General features: G+C 43.6%; 13 protein-coding genes. 8 read left to right on the top strand and 5 right to left on the bottom strand.

Annotation, left to right across the window (positions count from 1 at the left end):
• Positions 1-113: 113 nt before the first annotated feature.
• The gene (locus CXF60_RS12170; protein WP_102092134.1) at positions 114-1,778 is read right to left on the bottom strand and encodes a mechanosensitive ion channel; all 1,665 of its coding nucleotides are present in this window, start codon (positions 1,776-1,778) and stop codon (positions 114-116) included.
• Between the two features lie 456 nt (positions 1,779-2,234).
• Here CXF60_RS12170 and CXF60_RS12165 point away from each other — a divergent pair, with 456 nt between their 5' ends.
• On the top strand, positions 2,235-2,966 hold the full coding sequence (locus CXF60_RS12165) for a BamJ family beta-barrel-assembly machinery protein (protein ID WP_057762133.1): 732 nt from the start codon (positions 2,235-2,237) through the stop codon (positions 2,964-2,966).
• 135 nt (positions 2,967-3,101) lie between these two features.
• Here the strand turns inward: CXF60_RS12165 and argA are convergent, their stop codons facing one another.
• Complete coding sequence (argA, locus tag CXF60_RS12160) at positions 3,102-4,424, bottom strand: amino-acid N-acetyltransferase (RefSeq protein WP_057762129.1); 1,323 nt, start codon at positions 4,422-4,424, stop codon at positions 3,102-3,104.
• A 398-nt stretch (positions 4,425-4,822) separates the two neighbouring features.
• On the opposite strand from argA, the gene CXF60_RS12155 reads away from it, so the two are divergent.
• A complete protein-coding gene (locus CXF60_RS12155) occupies positions 4,823-5,410 on the top strand; it encodes a hypothetical protein (RefSeq protein ID WP_102092133.1) in 588 nt (195 codons plus the stop codon).
• A gap of 174 nt (positions 5,411-5,584) precedes the next feature.
• On the opposite strand, the gene CXF60_RS12150 is transcribed toward CXF60_RS12155, so the two are convergent.
• A complete protein-coding gene (locus tag CXF60_RS12150; RefSeq protein ID WP_102092132.1) occupies positions 5,585-6,589 on the bottom strand; it encodes a patatin-like phospholipase family protein in 1,005 nt (334 codons plus the stop codon).
• Between the two features lie 280 nt (positions 6,590-6,869).
• Between CXF60_RS12150 and recG the strand changes: the two genes are divergently transcribed.
• The 6 genes from recG (at position 6,870) to CXF60_RS12120 (ending at position 17,349) form a co-directional block, all read left to right on the top strand.
• Positions 6,870-9,233, top strand: coding sequence for an ATP-dependent DNA helicase RecG (recG, locus tag CXF60_RS12145; protein ID WP_102092131.1), 2,364 nt, complete (start codon positions 6,870-6,872; stop codon positions 9,231-9,233).
• A 523-nt stretch (positions 9,234-9,756) separates the two neighbouring features.
• The gene (locus CXF60_RS12140; protein ID WP_102092130.1) at positions 9,757-11,049 is read left to right on the top strand and encodes an efflux RND transporter periplasmic adaptor subunit; all 1,293 of its coding nucleotides are present in this window, start codon (positions 9,757-9,759) and stop codon (positions 11,047-11,049) included.
• Positions 11,046-14,138 carry an efflux RND transporter permease subunit gene (locus tag CXF60_RS12135; RefSeq protein ID WP_102092129.1) on the top strand — a complete coding sequence of 1,031 codons (3,093 nt, stop codon included), beginning with the start codon at positions 11,046-11,048 and terminating at the stop codon, positions 14,136-14,138. The genes CXF60_RS12140 and CXF60_RS12135 overlap by 4 nt, the downstream gene beginning before the upstream one ends.
• An 84-nt stretch (positions 14,139-14,222) precedes the next feature.
• Positions 14,223-14,933 (top strand): AraC family transcriptional regulator, encoded by a 711-nt coding sequence (locus CXF60_RS12130; protein ID WP_102092128.1) that lies wholly within the window; start codon positions 14,223-14,225, stop codon positions 14,931-14,933.
• Between the two features lie 89 nt (positions 14,934-15,022).
• Positions 15,023-15,958, top strand: a complete 936-nt coding sequence (locus CXF60_RS12125) for a DMT family transporter (protein ID WP_102092127.1) — start codon at positions 15,023-15,025, stop codon at positions 15,956-15,958.
• A gap of 434 nt (positions 15,959-16,392) precedes the next feature.
• Positions 16,393-17,349 (top strand): NAD(P)-dependent alcohol dehydrogenase, encoded by a 957-nt coding sequence (locus CXF60_RS12120; protein WP_228707122.1) that lies wholly within the window; start codon positions 16,393-16,395, stop codon positions 17,347-17,349.
• Positions 17,350-17,650: 301 nt separating this feature from the next.
• Here CXF60_RS12120 and glmS read toward each other — a convergent pair whose 3' ends face one another.
• Positions 17,651-19,495 (bottom strand): glutamine--fructose-6-phosphate transaminase (isomerizing), encoded by a 1,845-nt coding sequence (glmS, locus tag CXF60_RS12115; RefSeq protein WP_102092126.1) that lies wholly within the window; start codon positions 19,493-19,495, stop codon positions 17,651-17,653.
• A gap of 182 nt (positions 19,496-19,677) precedes the next feature.
• Complete coding sequence (gene glmU, locus CXF60_RS12110; RefSeq protein ID WP_102092125.1) at positions 19,678-21,054, bottom strand: bifunctional UDP-N-acetylglucosamine diphosphorylase/glucosamine-1-phosphate N-acetyltransferase GlmU; 1,377 nt, start codon at positions 21,052-21,054, stop codon at positions 19,678-19,680.
• Between the last annotated feature and the right edge of the window lie 95 nt (positions 21,055-21,149).

Below are 21,149 nucleotides of genomic sequence, written 5' to 3'. Positions count from 1 at the left end.
TTCTACCCGTTTCTTAATAATAAGAACGACAAATTTATTAATATATTTACTGACATAAAAAAAGACAGCCTAGGCTGTCTTTTTCGTATCTAAACTAAACAATCAAAAAATACTTATTTATTGAGGTCGTCATTGAGACCGCTATCAGGAAGTACGTCATCACTGTTGTAGATGTCATTAGTATCAACACGTGGTGTATCAATTACATCGGTACGTAAGTCAGTGGTAGGTGTGCTAGCAGCAGATGGTGTGTTTTCACGAACTGAATCAGCAACTTTTTCTTGAGTTGATGAACTTGGCTGTAGCGCAGATTTTGCTTTCGCTTCAGTGCGTTCATGATCCATCTTATCCTGCATTTTACGTAGGAAGCGAGCTGCAGCTTCTTGACCACCAAGACCAAATGATAGGGCAAAGGCAACGGCTACCGCGCCTAGTGTCAGACCAAATGCTAGATTAACGATCGAATCGGCAATACCCATCGCTTTTAGACCCATTGCTAATACTAGGCCCATAATCAATACGCGTACGATGTTTGCTAGGAATTGTGAACCTTGCTCAGAACGTTCAACCACACCTGCAATGATATTGGCAAGCCAGAATCCGATGAATAGGATAATTGCGCCTAGGATGATGTTTGCACCGAATGCGATAAACATTGTGATAATAGCTGAGATAGGCTCGAAACCTAACAAGTCAGCTGCTGCAATAGCCGCAAATAGCATAGCGAAGAAGATAATTGCATAACCAACTAGGTCAGAGACTCTCTTATCACCCATAGCCTCTTGTAAACCAACCTTCGCAGGAAGTTGATTAATCTGAGTGTTTTCAATTAGGCCCTTGATGATGTTGGCAACCATACGTACAACATAAAAAGTTACTACTAGGATAGCGACTGCCATAAAGATGTTTGGCAATGCTTCCATAATTTTGTTAAGCATATTGGTCGCAGGGCGAGCAATCACTTCGATTTTTAGTGCATTTAGAGCAGCAATAATGGTTGGAATAATAACCACTAAAAATGCTAATGAACCTGCAATATTAGGTAAGCTGTTTTGCTCACTTAAACCTGCTTTTGACGCCAATTCTTGTACATTAAAAGTAGAAACAAGATTGGTTACGATGCCGCGTACGACTTTGGCAATGATATAACCAACGACGAAGACTACACCAGCAATCAAGATATTAGGAATGAAGCTAAAGATTTTGTCGACCATATTAGTTAGTGGAGCGAACAAACCATCAAGCTCTAATTGACCAAGTACCATAGTCAACACAACCAATAAGATGAACCAGTAAACCATATCAGCAATCGTACTGCTCATTGGTTTTACGCCAGCTTGTGCACTTAAACGCTCATCCATAGAGGTTTTTGCGAGTGCAGCGTTGATCGCTGTGCGTGCAACAGTAGCCACGACCCAACCGATCACACCAAGTGCGATAGCGCCGATAAGATTAGGGATAAATGCCAATACTTGATTAACCATATTTGCGAATGGTGCTGAGATAGAGTTTAAGTTTAATTGGCTAAGTGCGCCTGAGATAGCAATGATGAAAATAAACCAGAAAACAATTTTGGAAATGATCCCTTCAAGGTCGTAAGTTTTACCTGTTGAAGAGTTCATACGCTGATTAAGATTAACTTTAGAGAGTACGCCGCGTACCAGTGCTGCGATACCAAGGGCTATTAGCCAACCAATAACGAATATCAAAATAGCACCAATGATGGAACCGATAGGTCCACCGAGATAGCCGTTAAAAGATGTGTACATTGGGTTCATCTTATCCTCCTTGAAGCATCTTATATAACTCGCCAAAAACAATGTTCATACAGCGATTAATGAGCAAGACATACAGATGGTTGTCATAAATAGTATTTTTAGAATCAGTTATATAGAGATATTATCGTTTTTGAGCATAAATTATTATCAGCAGTATCTCTTATTTATATTACAGTGACTTCGCTATCGATATCTGCTTATTTTTGATAAAAATTAACGCTCGGTTACTTATCTCCTTAGTTGATTCAGCTTAGCTGATGTATTGATGGATTTAAAGACAGAAAGCTTTACCTGTTACTATATTTGTGTGATAACTTGTTATTATGATAGAAGATATTAACATAGACTATACATTGACCCGATAATTTCGTGCAAAGCGTGGTTCCCAAAACTAAGATTTGTTATTATAGAGGAATGTGACATCTCGCCACTATTCTTACAATTAGAGAGTACTTTATGAAAAAAATCACTACTTTAGGCGTTAGTGCACTTGCTAGCGCTATGTTGTTAGTAACAGGCTGTAGCACCAACAATGGCAATCAAGAAACAGCCGCTCAAAGCGTTTCCATTACTGAACAAAGCTCAGCTAGTGAAAAAGTAGGTTATAGCTTAGGTTTCATGATGGCAGAAGGTAATAAAGACGCTGTCAAAGATCTAGACCTAAATACTTTTGAAAAAGGCTTCCGTGATGGCTACGAAGGCAATGAATCAGCATTGACCCAAGAGCAGATGCAACAAGTATTGATGGATTATCAAAAAGAGCAAGAAGAGCAGTTTGTTAAAGACATGGAAACCAAAGCGACAGAAAATAAAGCCGCTGGTACTGCGTTCTTAGCAGAAAACGCTAAAAAAGAAGGCGTGAAGCAAACAGAGTCTGGTTTACAGTATAAAGTTATCAAAGCAGGTACTGGTAAATCACCAAAAGCAACTGACGTGGTTGAAGTAAACTACGAAGGTAAATTGCTTGATGGCACGGTATTTGACAGCTCTTATGAGCGCGGTGAGCCAATCGAGTTCCCACTAAACCAAGTAATCGCTGGCTGGACTGAAGGTCTACAGTTGATGAAAGAAGGCGGAAAATACGAGTTCTATATCCCATCAGACATCGCTTATGGCGAAGCGGGTAACGCTGGTATTGAGCCTAACAGCACGCTTATTTTTACTGTTGAGCTATTAAAAGTAAAATAAGTATCTAAAGCAAATATTGTTTAGGTACTTAACCTAAAAAAGCCTTCATATAATTATGAAGGCTTTTTTTGTGATTAAACGTCTTATTTCAGACTGATATCGAGCTTATAAAGCAAATATCAAGTTGGCGATAAACTATAGATTCTTTTGAAAGACTTTAGAGTTACGGCCATTATGGTATTTCTCTAAACGTGCTTCAGGCAAAGCGCTGGCTTCAACTTCAGCAAAGCCTTGCTCAACGAACCAGTGCGCGGTACGAGTAGTCAAAACAAACAGCTTGTACAAACCATGGCTACGCGCTTGCTGCTCTAGAAACGCTAGTAAATCTGCACCGCGGCTACCACTACGATATTCAGGACGTACGGCAACACAGGCGACTTCCGCTGACTCTGAGTCTAGCGTATGCAATGCTGCACAGCCCAAAATCATACCATCACGCTCAATCACACTATAGTTATCAATCTCTTGCTCCAAGCGCTCGCGTGAACGACTGACTAAGATACCTTGCTCTTCTAGAGGTGACAGCAGCTCAATCAGACCAACCACGTCATCGATATTGGCACGGCGAATTTCTTCATAAGGGTCATGGCTAATGAGCGTGCCAGAACCATCACGTGTGAATAGTTCTTCTAGTAATGCGCCGTTTTTAGCGTACGAGATAATATGCGTGCGATGCACACCTTGACGACAGGCTAAGCTTGCACAATTCAAGAAATAATTAATTTCACAATTTAGATCACGGTCACGTAAGAAGCGATCTACTTCATTAGGAATCATTTCACGTAATAAACGATCGTCGTCGTTGATACCCGCTTCTTCGCCTAAGAATATAAGCTTGTCAGCACCCAGTGCTACAGCAGCGCTTAGAGCCACATCTTCCGCTAATAAGTTAAATACTTCGCCAGTCGCAGAGTAGCCCATCGAGCCTAGTACAACGATATGGTCATGAAGTAGATTGTTTTTAATGGCTTCCACATCGATAGAACGCACTTCACCCGTCATCTGGTAATCAATACCCTCACGGATACCGTATGGGCGCGCTGTCACGAAGTTACCCGATATCGCATCGATACGCGAACCATACATCGGAGAGTTGGCCAGTCCCATTGATAGCTGAGCTTCAATCTGTAAACGAATAGCACCAACGGCTTGTAAGATAGATGGCATCGCTGCACGTGGCGTAATACGGATGTCTTGATGTAGCGGCGATTCAATGTTAGCGTCTTTTAAGTTCTTTTCAATCTGCGGTCGTGCCCCGTGTACCAGTACCAGCTTGATACCCAAGCTATGCAACAAGGCAAAATCATGAATAAGTGTGCTGAAGTTCGCATGATTGACCGCTTCACCACCAAACATGATCACGAAAGTTTTGCCGCGATGGGTATTAATGTAGGGTGCAGAGTTACGGAACCAATGGACGTATTCAGGGTTAATCTGGGGCATGGAGCTAGTAGTCATAATGGGAGCAGTAGTCGTTAGAATAAGAAAAGGGGCGCAGCAAAAAAATGCCTAACGCTAAAGATTTACCATAGCAAAAAACGCGGTTATGAGCTATCTTTTATTTCAGCTGTATTAAAGCATTCTGATTGCCAATCGCTGATATACACAACCTCAACACTGGGTTAATGTACGTACAAATGCTTTTTGTTATGCTAAGCGCTATTGCTTTACAGATGCTGAGCGAAGATAATCAGGTTAGATAAATGAGTTCAGGTTTTTGATAGATTGTATGAACTATTTCACAGCGATATCTTATGTACATCGTAATGCTTTTTATCTGTTGAACAAATTATAAAAATAACTTAAGTTGCACCATCTGTGTTTTACCGATATATCAACCAGGGATAATGAAAATCATGAAAAAAAGTAACCAGTTTGCGAGCCCGTTCAGTGCTTGGAGCGGCCACCGCTTATTTCACGTTGTTGCCGGTACGCTCATCGGTGCAATGGTAGTCACACAAGCCTCAGCGATGTTACCAACACCAGAGCAAGCGGTTGATAGCTCAATGGCTATTCAAGCAAATGCCAACAAGAACAGCAACTCAAGTGCTCAAGCCGTTAACAGCAGAATTACAGCGTCGTTGGTCAGCGTTGATGCCAATGGTCAAGAAGTACTCGTCCCTGTAGATACCAATACTCGTTTGCAGTCAGGCAATGTATTGGAATATCAAGGTTACTTTACCAATACTAATGCAGATCGCGTCCGTAAAATGACCGTTACGATGAGCATCCCAGAGCAGGTAGAGCTGCTGAAGACAGTTGCTCCTGAATTTCCGTACGGCAGTGTAGATGGCAATAACTTTGCTCGTATGCCATTACGTACCAAAGTAGATAATCAGCTACAAGATGTCGCGCTTAAATACTATAAAGCGGTACGTTGGGACCTAGAAGGCGTAGGTCTAAATGATACTGTCGCTGTAAAATATCGTGCGCGCGTTAAATAGTTCTGAATTTTTGGATTAGAACTTAGCCAGCATTGATGTAGTTAGCACTGAAAACTATCCATTTAGTATTGAAAGCTATCAATAAAAAAGCACCACAGTTTATAGCTGCGGTGCTTTTTTACTGTATGTCAGGACGTTTGATAATTTTGCTGATAAGTAAGTAAAAATACTGAGCTACAGCGTGGCATATTTGCTATTAGATTTCTCTTGGATAAGTTGTTTAATTACATTGATTTGCGGCGTTGTAGCTTGAGCACCTGCTTGTATCAGACTGCGTCGCTGACTAGTATCTATTGAACTGTTACGACCGACATTGGGAGTAATAACAATATCTGCTCGATCCCGCTCGGTCTGTTTTGACGCGGAGCGATTAGCAGTCAGGTTAGTAGCCATAATATTGGTCTCGAGAAAGCCCCAAAAGTCACTCAATGAGTTCATAGTCGGTATTTGATTATTAGTACTATCACTGCCTTGAGCTCCCGTCACATCTACAGCAATGACAATATCAGCACCTAAGTCATAGGCGCTATCTACTGGTACTAAACTGACCACACCGCCATCGACATATTTTTTACCAACCTTTTCAGGAATGCGTGGGGCAATAAAAATATTGGGTACGCTACAGGATGCTTGTACGGCAAGCCCAGCGTCGCCAGTGGTAAAGACTGTTTTCTTTAGTGTGTGTTTTTCTGCTGCGATTGCCGCAAAAGCAATAGGGAAATCCTCTATAGCACGCGCATTCACTTTGCTATTGATAAAGTTTTTTAACTTAATACCTTCGATAAATCCTTGATTGGACAAGGTAAAGTCTGTGAGCTGGCTATCAGTAGTAGTCAATGCCAATTGCTCAAGCTGGGCAGGCGTGTAACCACTGGCGTACAAGCTGCCAATCAAACTCCCCACACTTGTACCGACCACCAATGTTGGTTTGATACCGTTTTCCTCTAGAGCTTTGATGACGCCCACATGGGCAAACCCTTTTGCACCGCCGCCACCCAACACCAGTGCGACAGTAGGGGCCTTAATAACAGGCTCTGGTGTGGCAGGAGTAGTCGATGGCAACGTGCTACAGGCATTAATATACAAACCGAGAACGGTTATTAAGCCCAACCTCAGTAGTTTTAGATTATGACGAATTAGGTTGTGACGAAACTGATGAGGCAAAATAGAAACAAGCATAGAAAAACACCTTATGAAATTGCCATCATTCAAAAAATCAGACATCAGTTATTGGTATGATGAGAAGAAGCGGTTTATCTATAGTAGATGGACTTTATAGATGCTATTTTACTAAATAGCCTAGCATAAGCAATTGTATTGTCAGCTATAATGAAATGAGTCGATGTTTTTATACGTACTATCGTTATCGCTATTTTATGGCATAAGCCATTATATGCGGTCTATTAAAAATGCTCGATTTAGCATACAAAAATTAAAAATAATATTGTTAGGATCTTTAATGCCAATATCGGAGAGTCATGCCTCAGCCAACTCGTCAGATCACTTTAGATCTGACATACCGTTGTCAGCACTAGATATGCCAGTGTCTGCGCTAGCAGGTGTAGGGGTAAAAGTCGCAGAGCAGTTGGCGCAGTTAAATATCAAGCGGATATTCGATTTGCTATTACATTTGCCTCGTGATTATGAAGATCGTAGTCGACTGGTATCAATCGCCGATGTAGAGCATGGACAATCAGCGCTAATTACTGGTCATATCGTTCATGTCGATACCAAGCGCAGTGGGATGACTGTGACGGTGGACGATGATACGGGTACGATATCGTTACGGTTTTTTAAGGTCTATCGTGGTCTGGTACAGACCATGAATTTGGGAACGCGCTTACAGCTATTTGGTGAGGTCAAAGTCAGCCGCTACGGTAAGCAGATACATCACCCTGAATATCAAGTTATCACTGACAATACCGTCATGACCGATATGGGATTGCAGCCTATTTATCCTACTGTCAAAGGTTTACATCAAAACAAGCTGCGCACTTTAATTAAACTGGCATTGCAAACGGTTCGGAGCCAAGGTCTGCCTATGACATTGTTTACGGCTGAAGATTTTGCAGTTGTATCCGATTTGCCATTAGTGCCTTTTGAGCCATCTAAATCAACAGTATCAGAGGCCGAATATACCGAAGATATTTTCTCGACATTAGCACGCAGCGTGCCTGACAATGTGACTAGCAATGCGATTGGCAATAGCGTATATAAACCCAACCCTTCTACCTATCAGGCAGATAATGATATACATAACGTCGCTGCCAGTATTGCTCAGCACAATGTCTATAACTTAACGATATTTGAAGCATTGGTACTGCTGCATACGCCGCCTACTTATACCAGCGCATCTCAGCAATACAAACTATGCACCCAACTCAGTGCCCGTACGCATGCTGCCTGCCAGCGCTTGATTATTGAAGAGTTGACTGCGCATCAGCTCAGTCTGCTATATCGTCGCCAGCAGCTACATCAGCATAAAGCGCCCAAATGCACTATCAACAGTCCTCTTGCTGATAAGCTGTTTTCTGCATTGCCTTTTGATTTAACGGGTGCGCAAAAAAGAGTGATGAAAGACATCACTGCGGATATGGCGACCTCAATTCCGATGCTACGACTGGTACAGGGTGATGTGGGTGCTGGCAAGACGTTGGTGGCAGCAGGGGCGGCAGGCTATGCGCTCGATAGTGGCTGGCAGGTCGCGGTAATGGCACCGACTGAGATTTTGGCAGAGCAGCATCTACTGAATTTTAAGCAATGGTTTGAGCCATTAGGTATTGGTGTCGGTTGGCTTGCCGGTAAGCAAACGGCCAAACAGCGCCGTGAAGCTTTGGAAGCGGTTGCAGAAAATACCGTGCAAGTGGTGGTCGGTACTCATGCACTGTTTCAGGAGCAAGTTCAGTTCGCTAAATTAGGCTTGGTTATCATTGATGAGCAGCATCGATTCGGTGTTGAGCAGCGTATGGCATTGACCAATAAAGGCGTGGCTAACAGTACCCCACACCAGCTAATCATGACCGCAACACCGATTCCAAGAACCTTAGCGATGAGCGTTTATGGCGATATGGATACCTCAATTATTGATGAATTGCCACCGGGGCGCACGCCAATTACGACGGTAACTATCGATCGCAATCGACGCGACGAGGTTATAGAACGTATTGCGATTAATTGCGAAGCGGGCAGGCAAGCGTACTGGGTATGCTCACTGGTAGAGGCATCTAGCGTATTGGATGCGCAGGCAGCCGAAGCTACTTATGAGGACTTAAATGAACGTCTAGATATTCGTATTGGACTGGTACATGGCAAGATGAAGTCTGCTGATAAGCAAGCCATCATGCAGGAGTTCAAAGCAGGTAATTTAGACTTGTTGATTGCGACAACTGTCATCGAGGTAGGGGTCGATGTGCCCAATGCGTCGCTGATGGTTATCGAAAATGCGGAGCGTTTGGGGTTATCGCAATTGCATCAGCTGCGCGGGCGAGTCGGACGTGGTTCGACCAAAAGCTTCTGTGTACTGTTATATCAAAAGCCGCTATCGGAGACAGGTACTGAGCGACTAAATGTCCTACGCGATAGTACTGATGGATTTGTCATTGCTCAAAAAGACTTAGAGCTACGTGGGCCAGGAGAGCTGTTAGGCAAACGTCAAACGGGTAATGTTGGCTACTATTTGGCTGATCTGATCCGTGATGAGCAATTATTTGCCATTGCTCAACGGTTAGCGAAGCATTTGATAGCAGACCCTGCGCGAAAAGCAGATGTCAGTCAATTGATTCATCGCTGGATGCCTGAGGCAAGTCGCTATACCAATGCCTAGTGTTTAGCGTTCATTGTCTAGTAATAAGTGCTTAGTATCGGTATCGGCAAGTGGGTTCAGTGCGTCATTGAACCTAGCTCTGGATATAATCAAATAGTATGGCCGCAACGTTAACACTCTTGATAGACGTTATCCATCCATAGTCAGTCGTTGAATACATCAAAGATTCAACGACTGACTATACGCGCTCTTATTTCTTTAAATCGGTCGATATGCCTTGAACGTTGCACAGATATTCGGTCTAAGTTTCAATTAAATTTATGAACGCTAGACACTATATATAAAAATAAGATGATGACTAAATATATGCTATTCTCGATAATTTGATGAACTATTATAATAATAAACAGTGCTTTAGAGAACATCGTAATACTCTCTGTAAGTAACGCTCATAGCTATATATCAGGCTGTCCAAACATTGCTTCGATTGCGTGCCACTTTTTATTATTGCTGTGAATGATTGATATTTTTAGTCATTCCATATCGAGTATTTCAATATTGACTGTACCTACAGAGAGTTATCATGAGCGATTTTGAAGAAACCCATTCTAAGCCGGCAGCTGAATCAGAGTTGCCGCCATATCGTCAACCTGACACTGTATCTCAAAGGCCATCTGCAAAACCACCATCATGGTTATGGCCCGTATTAGCAGCCGTGCTAGTGATAGGGGTGCTGCTTGGCAAGTATTGGGGCAATGATAGTAATGCAGCTGCAGATGAGTCAGCAAATTCTAATTCTGTCGCAAACGATCAGGCAACTGGTAGCGATGCCAGTATTGAGCAATCAGTACTCTCAGTAGAAACAGTCAGTCCAAGCCAAGATGATATCGGTAGCACGCTCAGTGCCGATGGAACCATCAATGCTAAGGATACTGCGAATGTCAGTGCAAAAGTCAATGGTGTGGCTATCGAGCGTATTTTGGTTGAAGAAGGTGACCGGGTTAGAGCGGGTCAGGTCTTAGCCGTGTTTGATACGGATGCTATGGAGCAGCAAGTGCTACAGGCGCAAGCAGATGTCGCAGAAGCGGAAGCCACCCTTGCCAATGCTAGCGCTGATGCTGCACGTGTGTTGCCATTGATCGATATTGATGCCATCAGCAAACAAGAAGCCGATCGCTACCGTACCTCGGAAGTACGTGCCAGAGCTTCTTTGCAAGCGTCTAAAGCCCGTTTGAGCAATCAGCGTTTGACGTTAGAGAACGCAAAAGTCGTCGCTCCTGTCAGCGGTATTATCAGTGAAAGAATGGTAGAAGTTGGTCAAGTGGCAGGCGGGGATCCACTATTTACGATTATCAAAGGCGGCGTTTTGGAATGGCGGGCAGATATAGATCCTAAGCTTATCGGGGATATCAACGTTGGTACGCCTGTACAAGTCAGTCTGCCGGGTGGTGATACAGTGATGGGGCAAGTAAACCGCATCGCACCAACCGCAGATAACAACCGTCAGATTACGATTTATGCCAGCCTAGCTGCCAACTCAAAGATACGTGCAGGCATGTATCAAACAGGTGAATTCCTATTAGGAAGTACCAGTACGCAAACGATTCCTAATAGCGCCGTGGTCAGCAATGATGGTTATGATTATGTGATGCTCGTTACCGAATCGACTACTCGAGATGATCGATCCATGGGGCGTATCAAGCAGCAGCGAGTCACGTTAGGTGAGCGATTGGGCGAGAGCGTAGCAGTGCTAGAGCCTTTGCCAAGTGACAGTCGTATCGTAAAACAGGGCGGCAGCTTCTTAAATGATGGTGACCTAGTACGTGTTGTTGATGGCGTATCTCAAACCAGTAAGCCAGTGCAGGCACAGCCATGAGCTTAAACGTCTCCGCTTATTCGATAAAGAACCCGCTCGTCGCTATCTTGCTATTTGTGCTGCTGACGTTGGGCGGCATTTACGGTTTCATGAAAATGAAAGTCCAGCAGTTTCCGGACATAGATTTGCCAGCGGTGGTAGTGACAGTCACGCTACCCGGTGCTGCGCCTTCACAGCTCGAAAACGATATTGCAAAGAAGATTGAAAATAAACTGACCAGTATCGAGGGCGTGAGTCATATTCGCACCACGCTACAGACGGGTGCGGCGACCATTGCCACTGAATTTACCTTAGAAAAAGATATTCAAGAAGCGGTAGACGATGTGCGGTCAGCAGTCGGCGAAGTACGCGGTGATCTACCAGCTGCCGCTAACGATCCTATCATTACCAAAGTATCTACCGCTGGGTTTCCAGTAGTTACGTACTCTGTCGCTGCTGAGAATATGAGTGTGGAGGATCTATCGTGGTTTGTCGATGATACTGTTACTAAGCGACTATCAGACATACCAGGCGTTAGTACCGTGAGCCGTGTTGGCGGGTTGCAGCGTGAAATCACAGTTGCTGCTGACCCGATTGCGTTAAGTGGTCTAAAGTTTTCTATTTCGCAATTATCGCAGCAAATCGCTGGTATCCAGCAAGACAGTTCTGGCGGGGAGGCGGAAGTTGGCAATAATACTACTCAGACCATCCGTGTTCTCGGTGCTGTTGAGCGAGCAAATGAGCTAAACGATTTGCAAGTGGCTGTCCCTACAGGAGGCACACAAGCTTTAGGGCGGATGGCAGAAATCACTGACGGCGCAGCAGATCCAAGCTCGATTGCTAAGCTGGACGGTCAAACCGTGGTGGCATTTAACATCACTCGCTCGCGTGGGGCCAGTGAAGTCGATGTGATGGAGTTGGTTGATGAGGAGCTTGCCAAGCTGACTGCTGATGTCGGTAATATCAGTATTGAAAAAGTCTATGACCGAGCGACACCCATTGCAGAAGACTATGAAGCCTCGTTGAGAATGCTCATTGAAGGTGGGCTGTTGGCTGTAGTGGTAGTTTTCCTGTTTTTGCGCAATATTCGAGCGACTATCGTCGCTGCAGTCGCTTTACCGCTATCAGTCATTCCTACCTTTTTGGGTATGTATCTGTTTGGCTTTAGTCTGAATATCATCTCACTACTGGCATTATCATTAGTCATTGGGGTGCTGGTCGATGATGCAATTGTTGAAGTCGAAAACATCATACGCCATTTACGCATGGGTAAAACACCTTATGAAGCGGCGATGGAAGCCGCTGATGAAATCGGTCTGGCCGTTGTCGCGACTACTTTTACTTTGATTGCAGTGTTTTTACCAACGGCCTTTATGGGCGGTATCGTTGGACAGTTTTTCCGTCAGTTTGGTTGGACGGCTGCCTTATCAATTTTTGCCTCGCTGATGGTGGCGCGCCTGATTACCCCTATGATGGCAGCTTATATCTTACGACCTGAGAAAAAGCACGTCGAAAAACAAAGCGCGATGATGAAGTACTATCTTAAGATTGTGTCTTGGACCCTACATCATCGCTGGATAACCATGGGTGCAACGCTTGTTTTATTTGTGGCATCGCTAGCTCTGGTTAAGCTGTTACCGACGTCATTTATCCCTGATAATGATATCGATCAGACTCGAGTAGCTATTGAGCTGACACCTGACGTGTCGTTGGCAGATACTGAGCGCGTGGCAGCGCTAGCGAGTGCTCGTATTTTGGCCATGCCTGAGGTGACCAATATCTTTACTTCAGTGGGAGAGGCTCAGGCGTCGATGGGTGCGTCGGATGGTGGTGGCGGTAAGGCTGAAAATATCGCAGGTTTGGATATCGTACTTGCTCCGCGTGCAGAACGAGGCACCAAGCAAGAGATAGAGCGCAAAATTAGTAAGCTGATGACAGAAGTGCCAGGAGCACGGTTTACAGTCGGTCTATCGAGTGGTGGTGAGAGCGGTTATAACTTTTCATTAACCAGTACCAATCCGCAATTGCTTGAACAAACTGCACAAAAAATCATGTCTGAGATTCGAGGACTACCAAGTGCAGGCACTGTGACGAGTGATCGCAGCCTACCACGCCAAGAGCTAACGGTAACACCAGATAGATTGGCAATGGCTGATAAAGGGGTGACCACGCAAGATATCGCTACGACTCTACGTGTGGCGACTGTAGGCGACTACGAGCAGCAATTGTCCAAGCTTAATCTTGATACGCGCCAAGTACCAATCGTTGTACGTCTGCCGGATGTGGCTAAGCAAAATGTTAGCCAACTAGAAGGTTTGTACGTGCCGAGTACCATGCCTGCCGGTCAAGGCGTGCGCGTCGGTGAGGTTGCTACGCTAGACTTTGGCACTGGGCCTGCGCAGATTAGTAGATTGGATCGAGAGCGTGCCATTAGTATCACGGTACAACCTGCGAGTGGCGAGCTTGGCGATTTGGTACAAGCAGTCAAAGCAGTGCCGACTATGCAGCAACTGCCGCCTTCGATTACCATCATCGATCAAGGTCAAGCCGAAAACATGGCAGACCTCTTTAGTGGCTTTATCATTGCGATGTCCGTCGGTGTGGTTTGTATTTTAGGCGTACTTATTCTACTATTTGGTCGTTTGTTGCAGCCTTTTACCATTCTAATGGCGCTACCTCTATCGATCGGTGGTGCGTTTGTTGGCTTGGTTATTACCAGTAGCAGCTTATCGATGCCTTCGATGATTGGCTTTATTATGCTCATGGGTATTGCGACCAAAAACTCTATTCTATTGGTCGATTATGCGTTGATTGCCCAGCGCCGAGGGCTGGCGCGCTTTGAGGCCATTATGGATGCCTGTCGTAAGCGTGCGCGGCCTATCATCATGACGACCATTGCGATGGGTGCAGGTATGTTGCCTCTAGTATTTGGTTGGGGCGATGCAGATCCTACTTTTAGGCGACCGATGGCAGCAGCGGTACTGGGTGGTCTGGTAACCTCTACGCTATTGAGCTTGGTTGTTATTCCTGTCGTCTATACCTTAATGGATGATCTATCGGGATGGTTTGCTAAATGGCTGGCTCCACATGGTAAGCCTAGAGACCTCTGATAGTCACTTCTCATAGAGAGCCAAATAGCTAACCAAATAATGAGCTAAGACACGACACAATAATAGCAATGTGGAAAATGCTGAATGATTAACACGCTCTCAATTAGGTCATATACTCGTCAGACTAGAGGGCATTCTCATGACTTTCATCAGATTGTTTTGCCCTTGCGAGGTGCAATAAATATCGAAGTTGGGAGCTATACTGGAAAAGTTATCCCAAGCGAATGTGTTGTGGTTAAGACAAATGAAAAGCACTACTTTAGCGCTGAGGAGAATGCAAAGTTTATCGTTGTGGATACGGATTTATTGCCAGAAAATGTGCTTCATTCATCACAAATTGTCTTTTCTATCAGTTCGCCATTGTTGGCGTTTTTGGAGTTTTCAGAAAGTCAGTTAAGGTATCAAATCAATCCTGAAGTCGAGAGACTGATGTTTGATACCTTTTATAAGCTCCTAGAACAACAAAATCTATTTGTGCAATATGACGCTCGAATTAGAGAAGTCGTCGCGTATATTCACCACAATTTTGCTAAGAACCTTTCTGTCGAAGTGTTGGCGGATATCTCTTGTCTCAGTGCCACACAGTTTAAAAAGAACTTCAAATCGCAAACAAACCAAACCGTCACTGAGTACATCACAAAGATCAGAATGCAAAAGGCACAAGCTTTGTTACTACATACTGATTCACCTATCGCTATCATAGCCGAACTGGTTGGTTATACGGATGTTAGTGCTTTTAGCCGCCGCTTTTCTAAATATTTTGGTATTGCCCCTTCCAAATTAAAACACGTCTAACCAGACATGCAAACCGTCTAATCTGCACAAATAGTAGTCTATAACCCTCTATAATAATGTTATTCATTATAACGTTAGAGGTAGCTACTATGCTGCAGACTAAATCTAGTCTAAGTGCTATTTTATGTGTGATAGCTGCCAGTGTCCTTTGGGGAACGACAGGTACAGCCTCTGCTTTTATACCTGACGTTAGTCCATTAGCCGTTGGTGCGTTTTCGATGGGGATAGGCGGTGTATTGCTAGTACTGAATGCTAAGAATAATTTATTGAGCGATAGACAGAAACTACTTTCTAAACCCAGTCTCTTATTCATTGGTAGCCTATGCGTTGCTATCTATCCTTTGGCTTTTTATTCCTCCATGAGATTGGCAGGTGTCGCTATTGGTACAGTGATCTCAATTGCCAGTGCACCATTTTTCACTGTTATCATGGAGCGTCTGATTAGCAATAAAATAGTCACTAGTCGATGGGTGATAAGTTTTATATTTGGTGTGGTTGGCGTTATTTTGCTGACTTTAGGGAAAACCCAATATTTAGATATAAACACACAAGCAAATAATCGAATACTAGGCGTGTTGTTAGGATTAGTTGCAGGATTGACCTATGCCACATACTCATGGACAGCACGTCAAATGATAGAGAACGGGGTAAACTCGAAATCAGCGATGGCCAGTATGTTTGGTCTGTCGTCGATTTTATTGTTGCCATCATTATTATTAACAGGGGAAAACCTGTTTTTGGATGCAAAACATATAAGCGTTGCCCTATATCTTGCAATTGCGCCAATGTTTTTTGGATATTTACTTTTTGGTCAAGCGTTGAGAGTGATTGAGGCGAGCAAAGCGACACTTATCACATTGTTAGAACCTATCGTGGCCACTATATTGGCTATCATTATAATCGGTGAAACATTCTCTCCTATCGGCTGGCTAGGAATGTCACTAATGGTAATCTGTCTTTTATTGCAGGTATTGAAGACGCCAAAACTGACAGGTTATCGAAGAAGACATGCACTGTATAAGTAATCAAACAACATAAGTAACCAAGCAATATTTCTGACGATAAGCAGTCTTTTGATGAGTTATTGCCTGCTAAGTATGACTCTTTGTATGACGTTAGTCTAAAACTGGTAAGTTGAATGGATTAGTTGGGTCAGTCTTTGCTATAGTCTGTCCAATCAAATTTATTGAAGAAATTGTTTACCTCTTATAGCACTATTTTAATTTTACTAATAGATTGATAGCTGCTAGAGCGATAAACCAATCACTATAAATTAATCTCTAAAAAAACTAGAAAATAAGGAACAACTATGATTAACGCATACGCAGCAAAAGAGAAAGGTGGCAAGTTTGAGCCTTATGAATACGATCCAGGTGCTCTAGGCGATCACGAAGTAGAAATCGAAGTATAGTCAAGTCTATATAAATCCGCTACAGCGTCATCCTCGCTAAGCATACTAATGTATAACTTGCACTCGGTTTCCTTGTATCGAAATTATATTGAACTGACAATACATAGCTGCGGTATCTGCCATAGTGATTTATCGATGTGGCGAAACGAATGGGGTATGACTCAATATCCGTTTGTCGGTGGACATGAAGTTGCAGGTAAAGTTCTCAATAAAGGCAAGCACGTCAAGCATCTAGAGTTGGGCGATAAAGTCGGACTTGGCTGGCATAAAGGGTACTGCAATGTCTGCGATCTATGCATCGATGGAGACCACAACCTATGCCCTGAGCAAGAAGGTACGATAATTGGTAATCATGGCGGCTTTGCAGATAAAGTACGCGCAAAAGATACTAGCGTCATCAAGATACCTGAAGGGCTTGATTTTAACGCGGTAGGACCACTGTTATGTGGCGGTGTCACAGTGTTTAACCCACTTATGCAGTACGACATCAAACCAACTTCTAAAGTGGCTGTAATTGGCATTGGTGGTTTGGGTCATTTGGCATTGCAGTTTGCCAATGCGTGGGGCTGTGAAGTGACGGCATTTACCAGTGAATCAAAAATGGAAGAAGCAAAAGAGATGGGCGCTCATCATTCACTAAACTCAAGAGATGATAGCGAAATTGAAAAAGCCGCAGGTTCTTTCGATCTAATCATCTCAACAGTGAACGTTGATATGAACTGGGATGTCGTGATCAAGACGCTAAGACCAAAAGGTAAGCTGCATTTTGTTGGACTGCTAGAAGCGCCATTAGAGATATCGGCTGCACCAATGATTATGGCTCAGAACAGTCTATCAGGCTCGCCAGTTGGCTCACCAGCGACGCTACGTAAAATGCTAGATTTTGCTGCTCGACATAATATTCAGCCAGTCACTGAAACGTATAAAATGTCTGAGATTAATGAAGCATTTGAGCGACTAGAGAGTGGTAATGCTCGCTATAGAGTGGTGCTAGAGAGAGACTAAACGTCGTTATAGGCAACTAAATGTAGCCACCAAATAAGCACAATAATAGTGATACTCTAATTAATAGATAGAGTGTCACTATTTTTTTGTATCGAAATTCTGCTTTTCACCAGTTTTTAAAATATGAGGATTATTTGGAGCTGGATATAAGTATCTTTATTTAATTTTTGCTCAGGCAATTATTACGACTTTTTTAAACTGCTAGTAGGTCGTTTTAAAATCATAAAAAACCCCTGCTACTGAGTTCACAATAGCAGGGGTAAATACTTGTCTTTTCAGATCTTACGTAGAGTAGTTTTTCTTATTCTACCGTGACTGATTTTGCCAAATTGCGCGGTTGATCGACGTCTGTGCCACGCATTACTGCTACATGGTATGACAACAACTGCACAGGCACGCTGTAGACAATAGGGGCAAGCGTCTCGCAAACATCAGGCACATATACTAAATGTAGTCTATCTTCTGCGACCATTTGACTGGCTTCGCTAGCGAACACAAATAGCTCACCATGACGCGCATGCACTTCTTGCATGTTGGCCTTTAATTTATCAAACATACTGTCTTTAGGGGCGAGTACGACGATGGGCATGTCTTTGTCGACCAATGCCAATGGGCCGTGTTTGAGTTCACCTGCCGCATAACCTTCTGCATGAATGTAAGAGATTTCTTTTAGCTTTAACGCACCTTCTAGCGCAATCGGGAACTGTAGCCCGCGACCTAAAAATAGACAGCTTTTCTTATCTTCAAAGCTTTCACTCATGGTCTTAATAGGACCATCAAGGTTTAAGCTGGCGTAGAGTTGTCCTGGTAATTGATGTAACTCACTTAATAACGTATTTAGGTGTTCGTCAGTCATGCGCTTTTGCGTGACACCAACTTTTAATATCAATAGTATCAAGGCCACAAGCTGAGTGGTAAATGCTTTGGTAGAGGCGACGCCAATCTCAGGCCCTGCTAACGTTGGTAAGAAGATGTCTGTTTCACGTACCAACGATGACGTCGGTACATTACATAGTGCCAAGCTGACTAAGCCTGCTGGTGTTTGCTTCTGGATATCACGTAATGCTGATAAGGTGTCAGCCGTTTCACCAGATTGAGAAATACAGATGACCAAAGTATTATCGACGACGACAGGATTGCGATAGCGGAATTCGCTGGCAACCTCGACGGAACAAGGTATACGGATAAGGTTCTCAAACCAGTATTTTGCGACCATACCGGCATGATAACTGGTACCACAGGCAATCACTTGCACATGACGAATACCTGACAACAGTGTCTCATGACGCTGTAAAAAATCGTCGCGTAGTTTAGTCGTTTCACCATTGTCCAAAGCCATCTCTATCGTACGAGCGACGGCATCTGGCTGCTCGTAAATCTCTTTGAGCATATAATGTTTGAACTCGCCTTTATCGGCATTGTGCTGGGTTGCATCAATTTCATGTATCTGACGTTGGACTTCAACACCATCTGCATAAACCTGAATGCTATTGCGAGTTAATTTGGCGATATCGCCTTCTTCTAGATACATGAAGCGGTTAGTCACCGGCAGCAAAGCCAACTGATCTGATGCGATAAAATTCTCACCGATACCGACACCAATAACCAAAGGTGAGCCTAGACGTACAGTAATGAGCTCATCAGGGCAATCTACGTGGACGATACCCAATGCAAAAGCACCGTGCAGTAGCGGGATAATGGTGCGTACTGCTTCTAACAAGTCAGGTGTCTTTTTGTAGATATCATGGATCAGATGCGCTACAACTTCAGTATCTGTCTGTGAAGTAAACACATAGCCTTTGGCTATTAACTCTTCTTTTAGTTCAGCGTAGTTTTCGACGATACCATTATGAACGACCGCAATCTTACCTGACACGTGTGGATGCGCGTTACGTTGTGCTGGCTCGCCATGGGTTGCCCAGCGCGTATGAGCAATACCAATATGACCATCAAAAAACTCTGGGTTGATAGCAACGGCATTAACCAGTGCCTGTACTTTACCCACTTGGCGCTCACGGTGTAGTTCACCATCACGAATAACCGTCAGGCCAGCTGAGTCATAGCCGCGATATTCTAAACGCTTTAGGCCTTCAAGTAAGATATTAGCGATATTTCGCTCAGCAACGGCGCCTACAATTCCACACATGGCTATTCCTTAGATTCAATTTTTAGTAGTTCAATATATAATGGTGCAAGATCAAAAAATTTGGTTGGTCATTAATGATGAATCATCAAACGACAAATATAGTGAAGCAGTACCACAAAAATTGCCGCACTGCTTAAATTGGTTCAAGAATGACTGTAGCCGACTAAAATACCAATGAGCAATTATTTTTTAATGGGTCTTTGAAAGTCATTTTTTTGTACTTGACGCGCACGACCAAACGCTAAGGCACTACGATCAACGTCTTTGGTAATCACAGAACCAGCGGCAACGGTAGCAGTATCGCCAATCGTCACTGGCGCGACTAAGCTAGCATTAGAGCCGATAAACGCATTGTCTTCAATGATGGTTTGCGATTTATTAGCACCGTCATAGTTACAAGTAATGACACCAGCGCCGATATTAACGCCTGTACCGACAGTCGCATCGCCGACATAGCTTAAGTGATTTACTTTACTGCCTTTGCCGATAGTCGATTTCTTAATTTCGACAAAGTTACCAACTTTGCTATTATCAGATAGTACGGTATCAGGACGCAAGTGCGCAAAAGGCCCGATATCAACACCAGCACCGATATCAGCGCGATCGATCACGCAATACGGTTTGATGTAGCAGGCATTACCAATCTTGGCATTTTTGATGACACAGCCCGCTTCGATATAGACGTTGTCACCCAAGGTACAGTCACCTTCAAATACCACATTAACGTCAATAAATACGTCTTGACCAGCGGTCAACGTACCACGAATATCGACACGAGTAGGGTCGGCGAACTGTACGCCAGTTTCTTGTAAGTCAGCAACTAGCTTACGTTGCCAAGTGCGTTCTAGACTAGCAAGCTGTTGACGATTATTAACCCCTTCAATCTCAAACGTATGCTCAGGCTCAATCGCTGCGATAGTAATACCATCGGCAACTGCCATTTTGACGATATCCGTCAGATAATATTCTTGCTGTGCATTATCGTTAGAGAGCTCAGGTAAATATTTGTGCAGTAGCGCATTGTCGACACAGTAAATACCGCTATTAATTTCTCTAATGCTTTGCTCTTCAGTATCAGCATCTTTTTGTTCAACGATGGCTTCAATATTACCCGCTTGGTCACGCTTAATCCGACCCAATCCAAACGGATTATCGACCGTCAGCGTCAGCATCGACATACCATTAGTATTGGCAGTTTTTAATGCCGTTAGTGTTTGACAGCTGACCAATGGTACATCACCGTAAAGAATAAGACTTTGTCCTGACTTGGGTAAATCAGACAGTGTCACCTTGACCGCATGGCCGGTTCCCAATTGCTCAGTTTGAGCAACCCAAGTAATCGATGCTTGTGTATATTGATTGGTAATTTCTGACTTTACTTGATCACCACCAAAGCCATGAACAATGATGGTTTCATCAACAGTTAGCTGATGGCAAGTATCTAGCACATGACCTAATAAAGACTTCCCAGCCAATGTCTGCAATACCTTTGGCTTTGCCGATTGCATACGTGTGCCTTTACCGGCAGCTAAAATAATTACAGAAAGAGGAGATGTCATAATAGGCTCACAAATGTAACAAAATATAATATTGGATTATAGCGCAAATGTTCATTTATAAAAATGCTGTGATGTGCAGGCTTTGTAATACAACC

Origin of the sequence: Psychrobacter sp. 4Bb (assembly GCF_002836735.1) — a bacterium.
Lineage (GTDB): Bacteria > Pseudomonadota > Gammaproteobacteria > Pseudomonadales > Moraxellaceae > Psychrobacter.
Note: the sequence above shows the minus strand (reverse complement) of the source record. Positions and strands in the feature narration are given on the sequence as shown.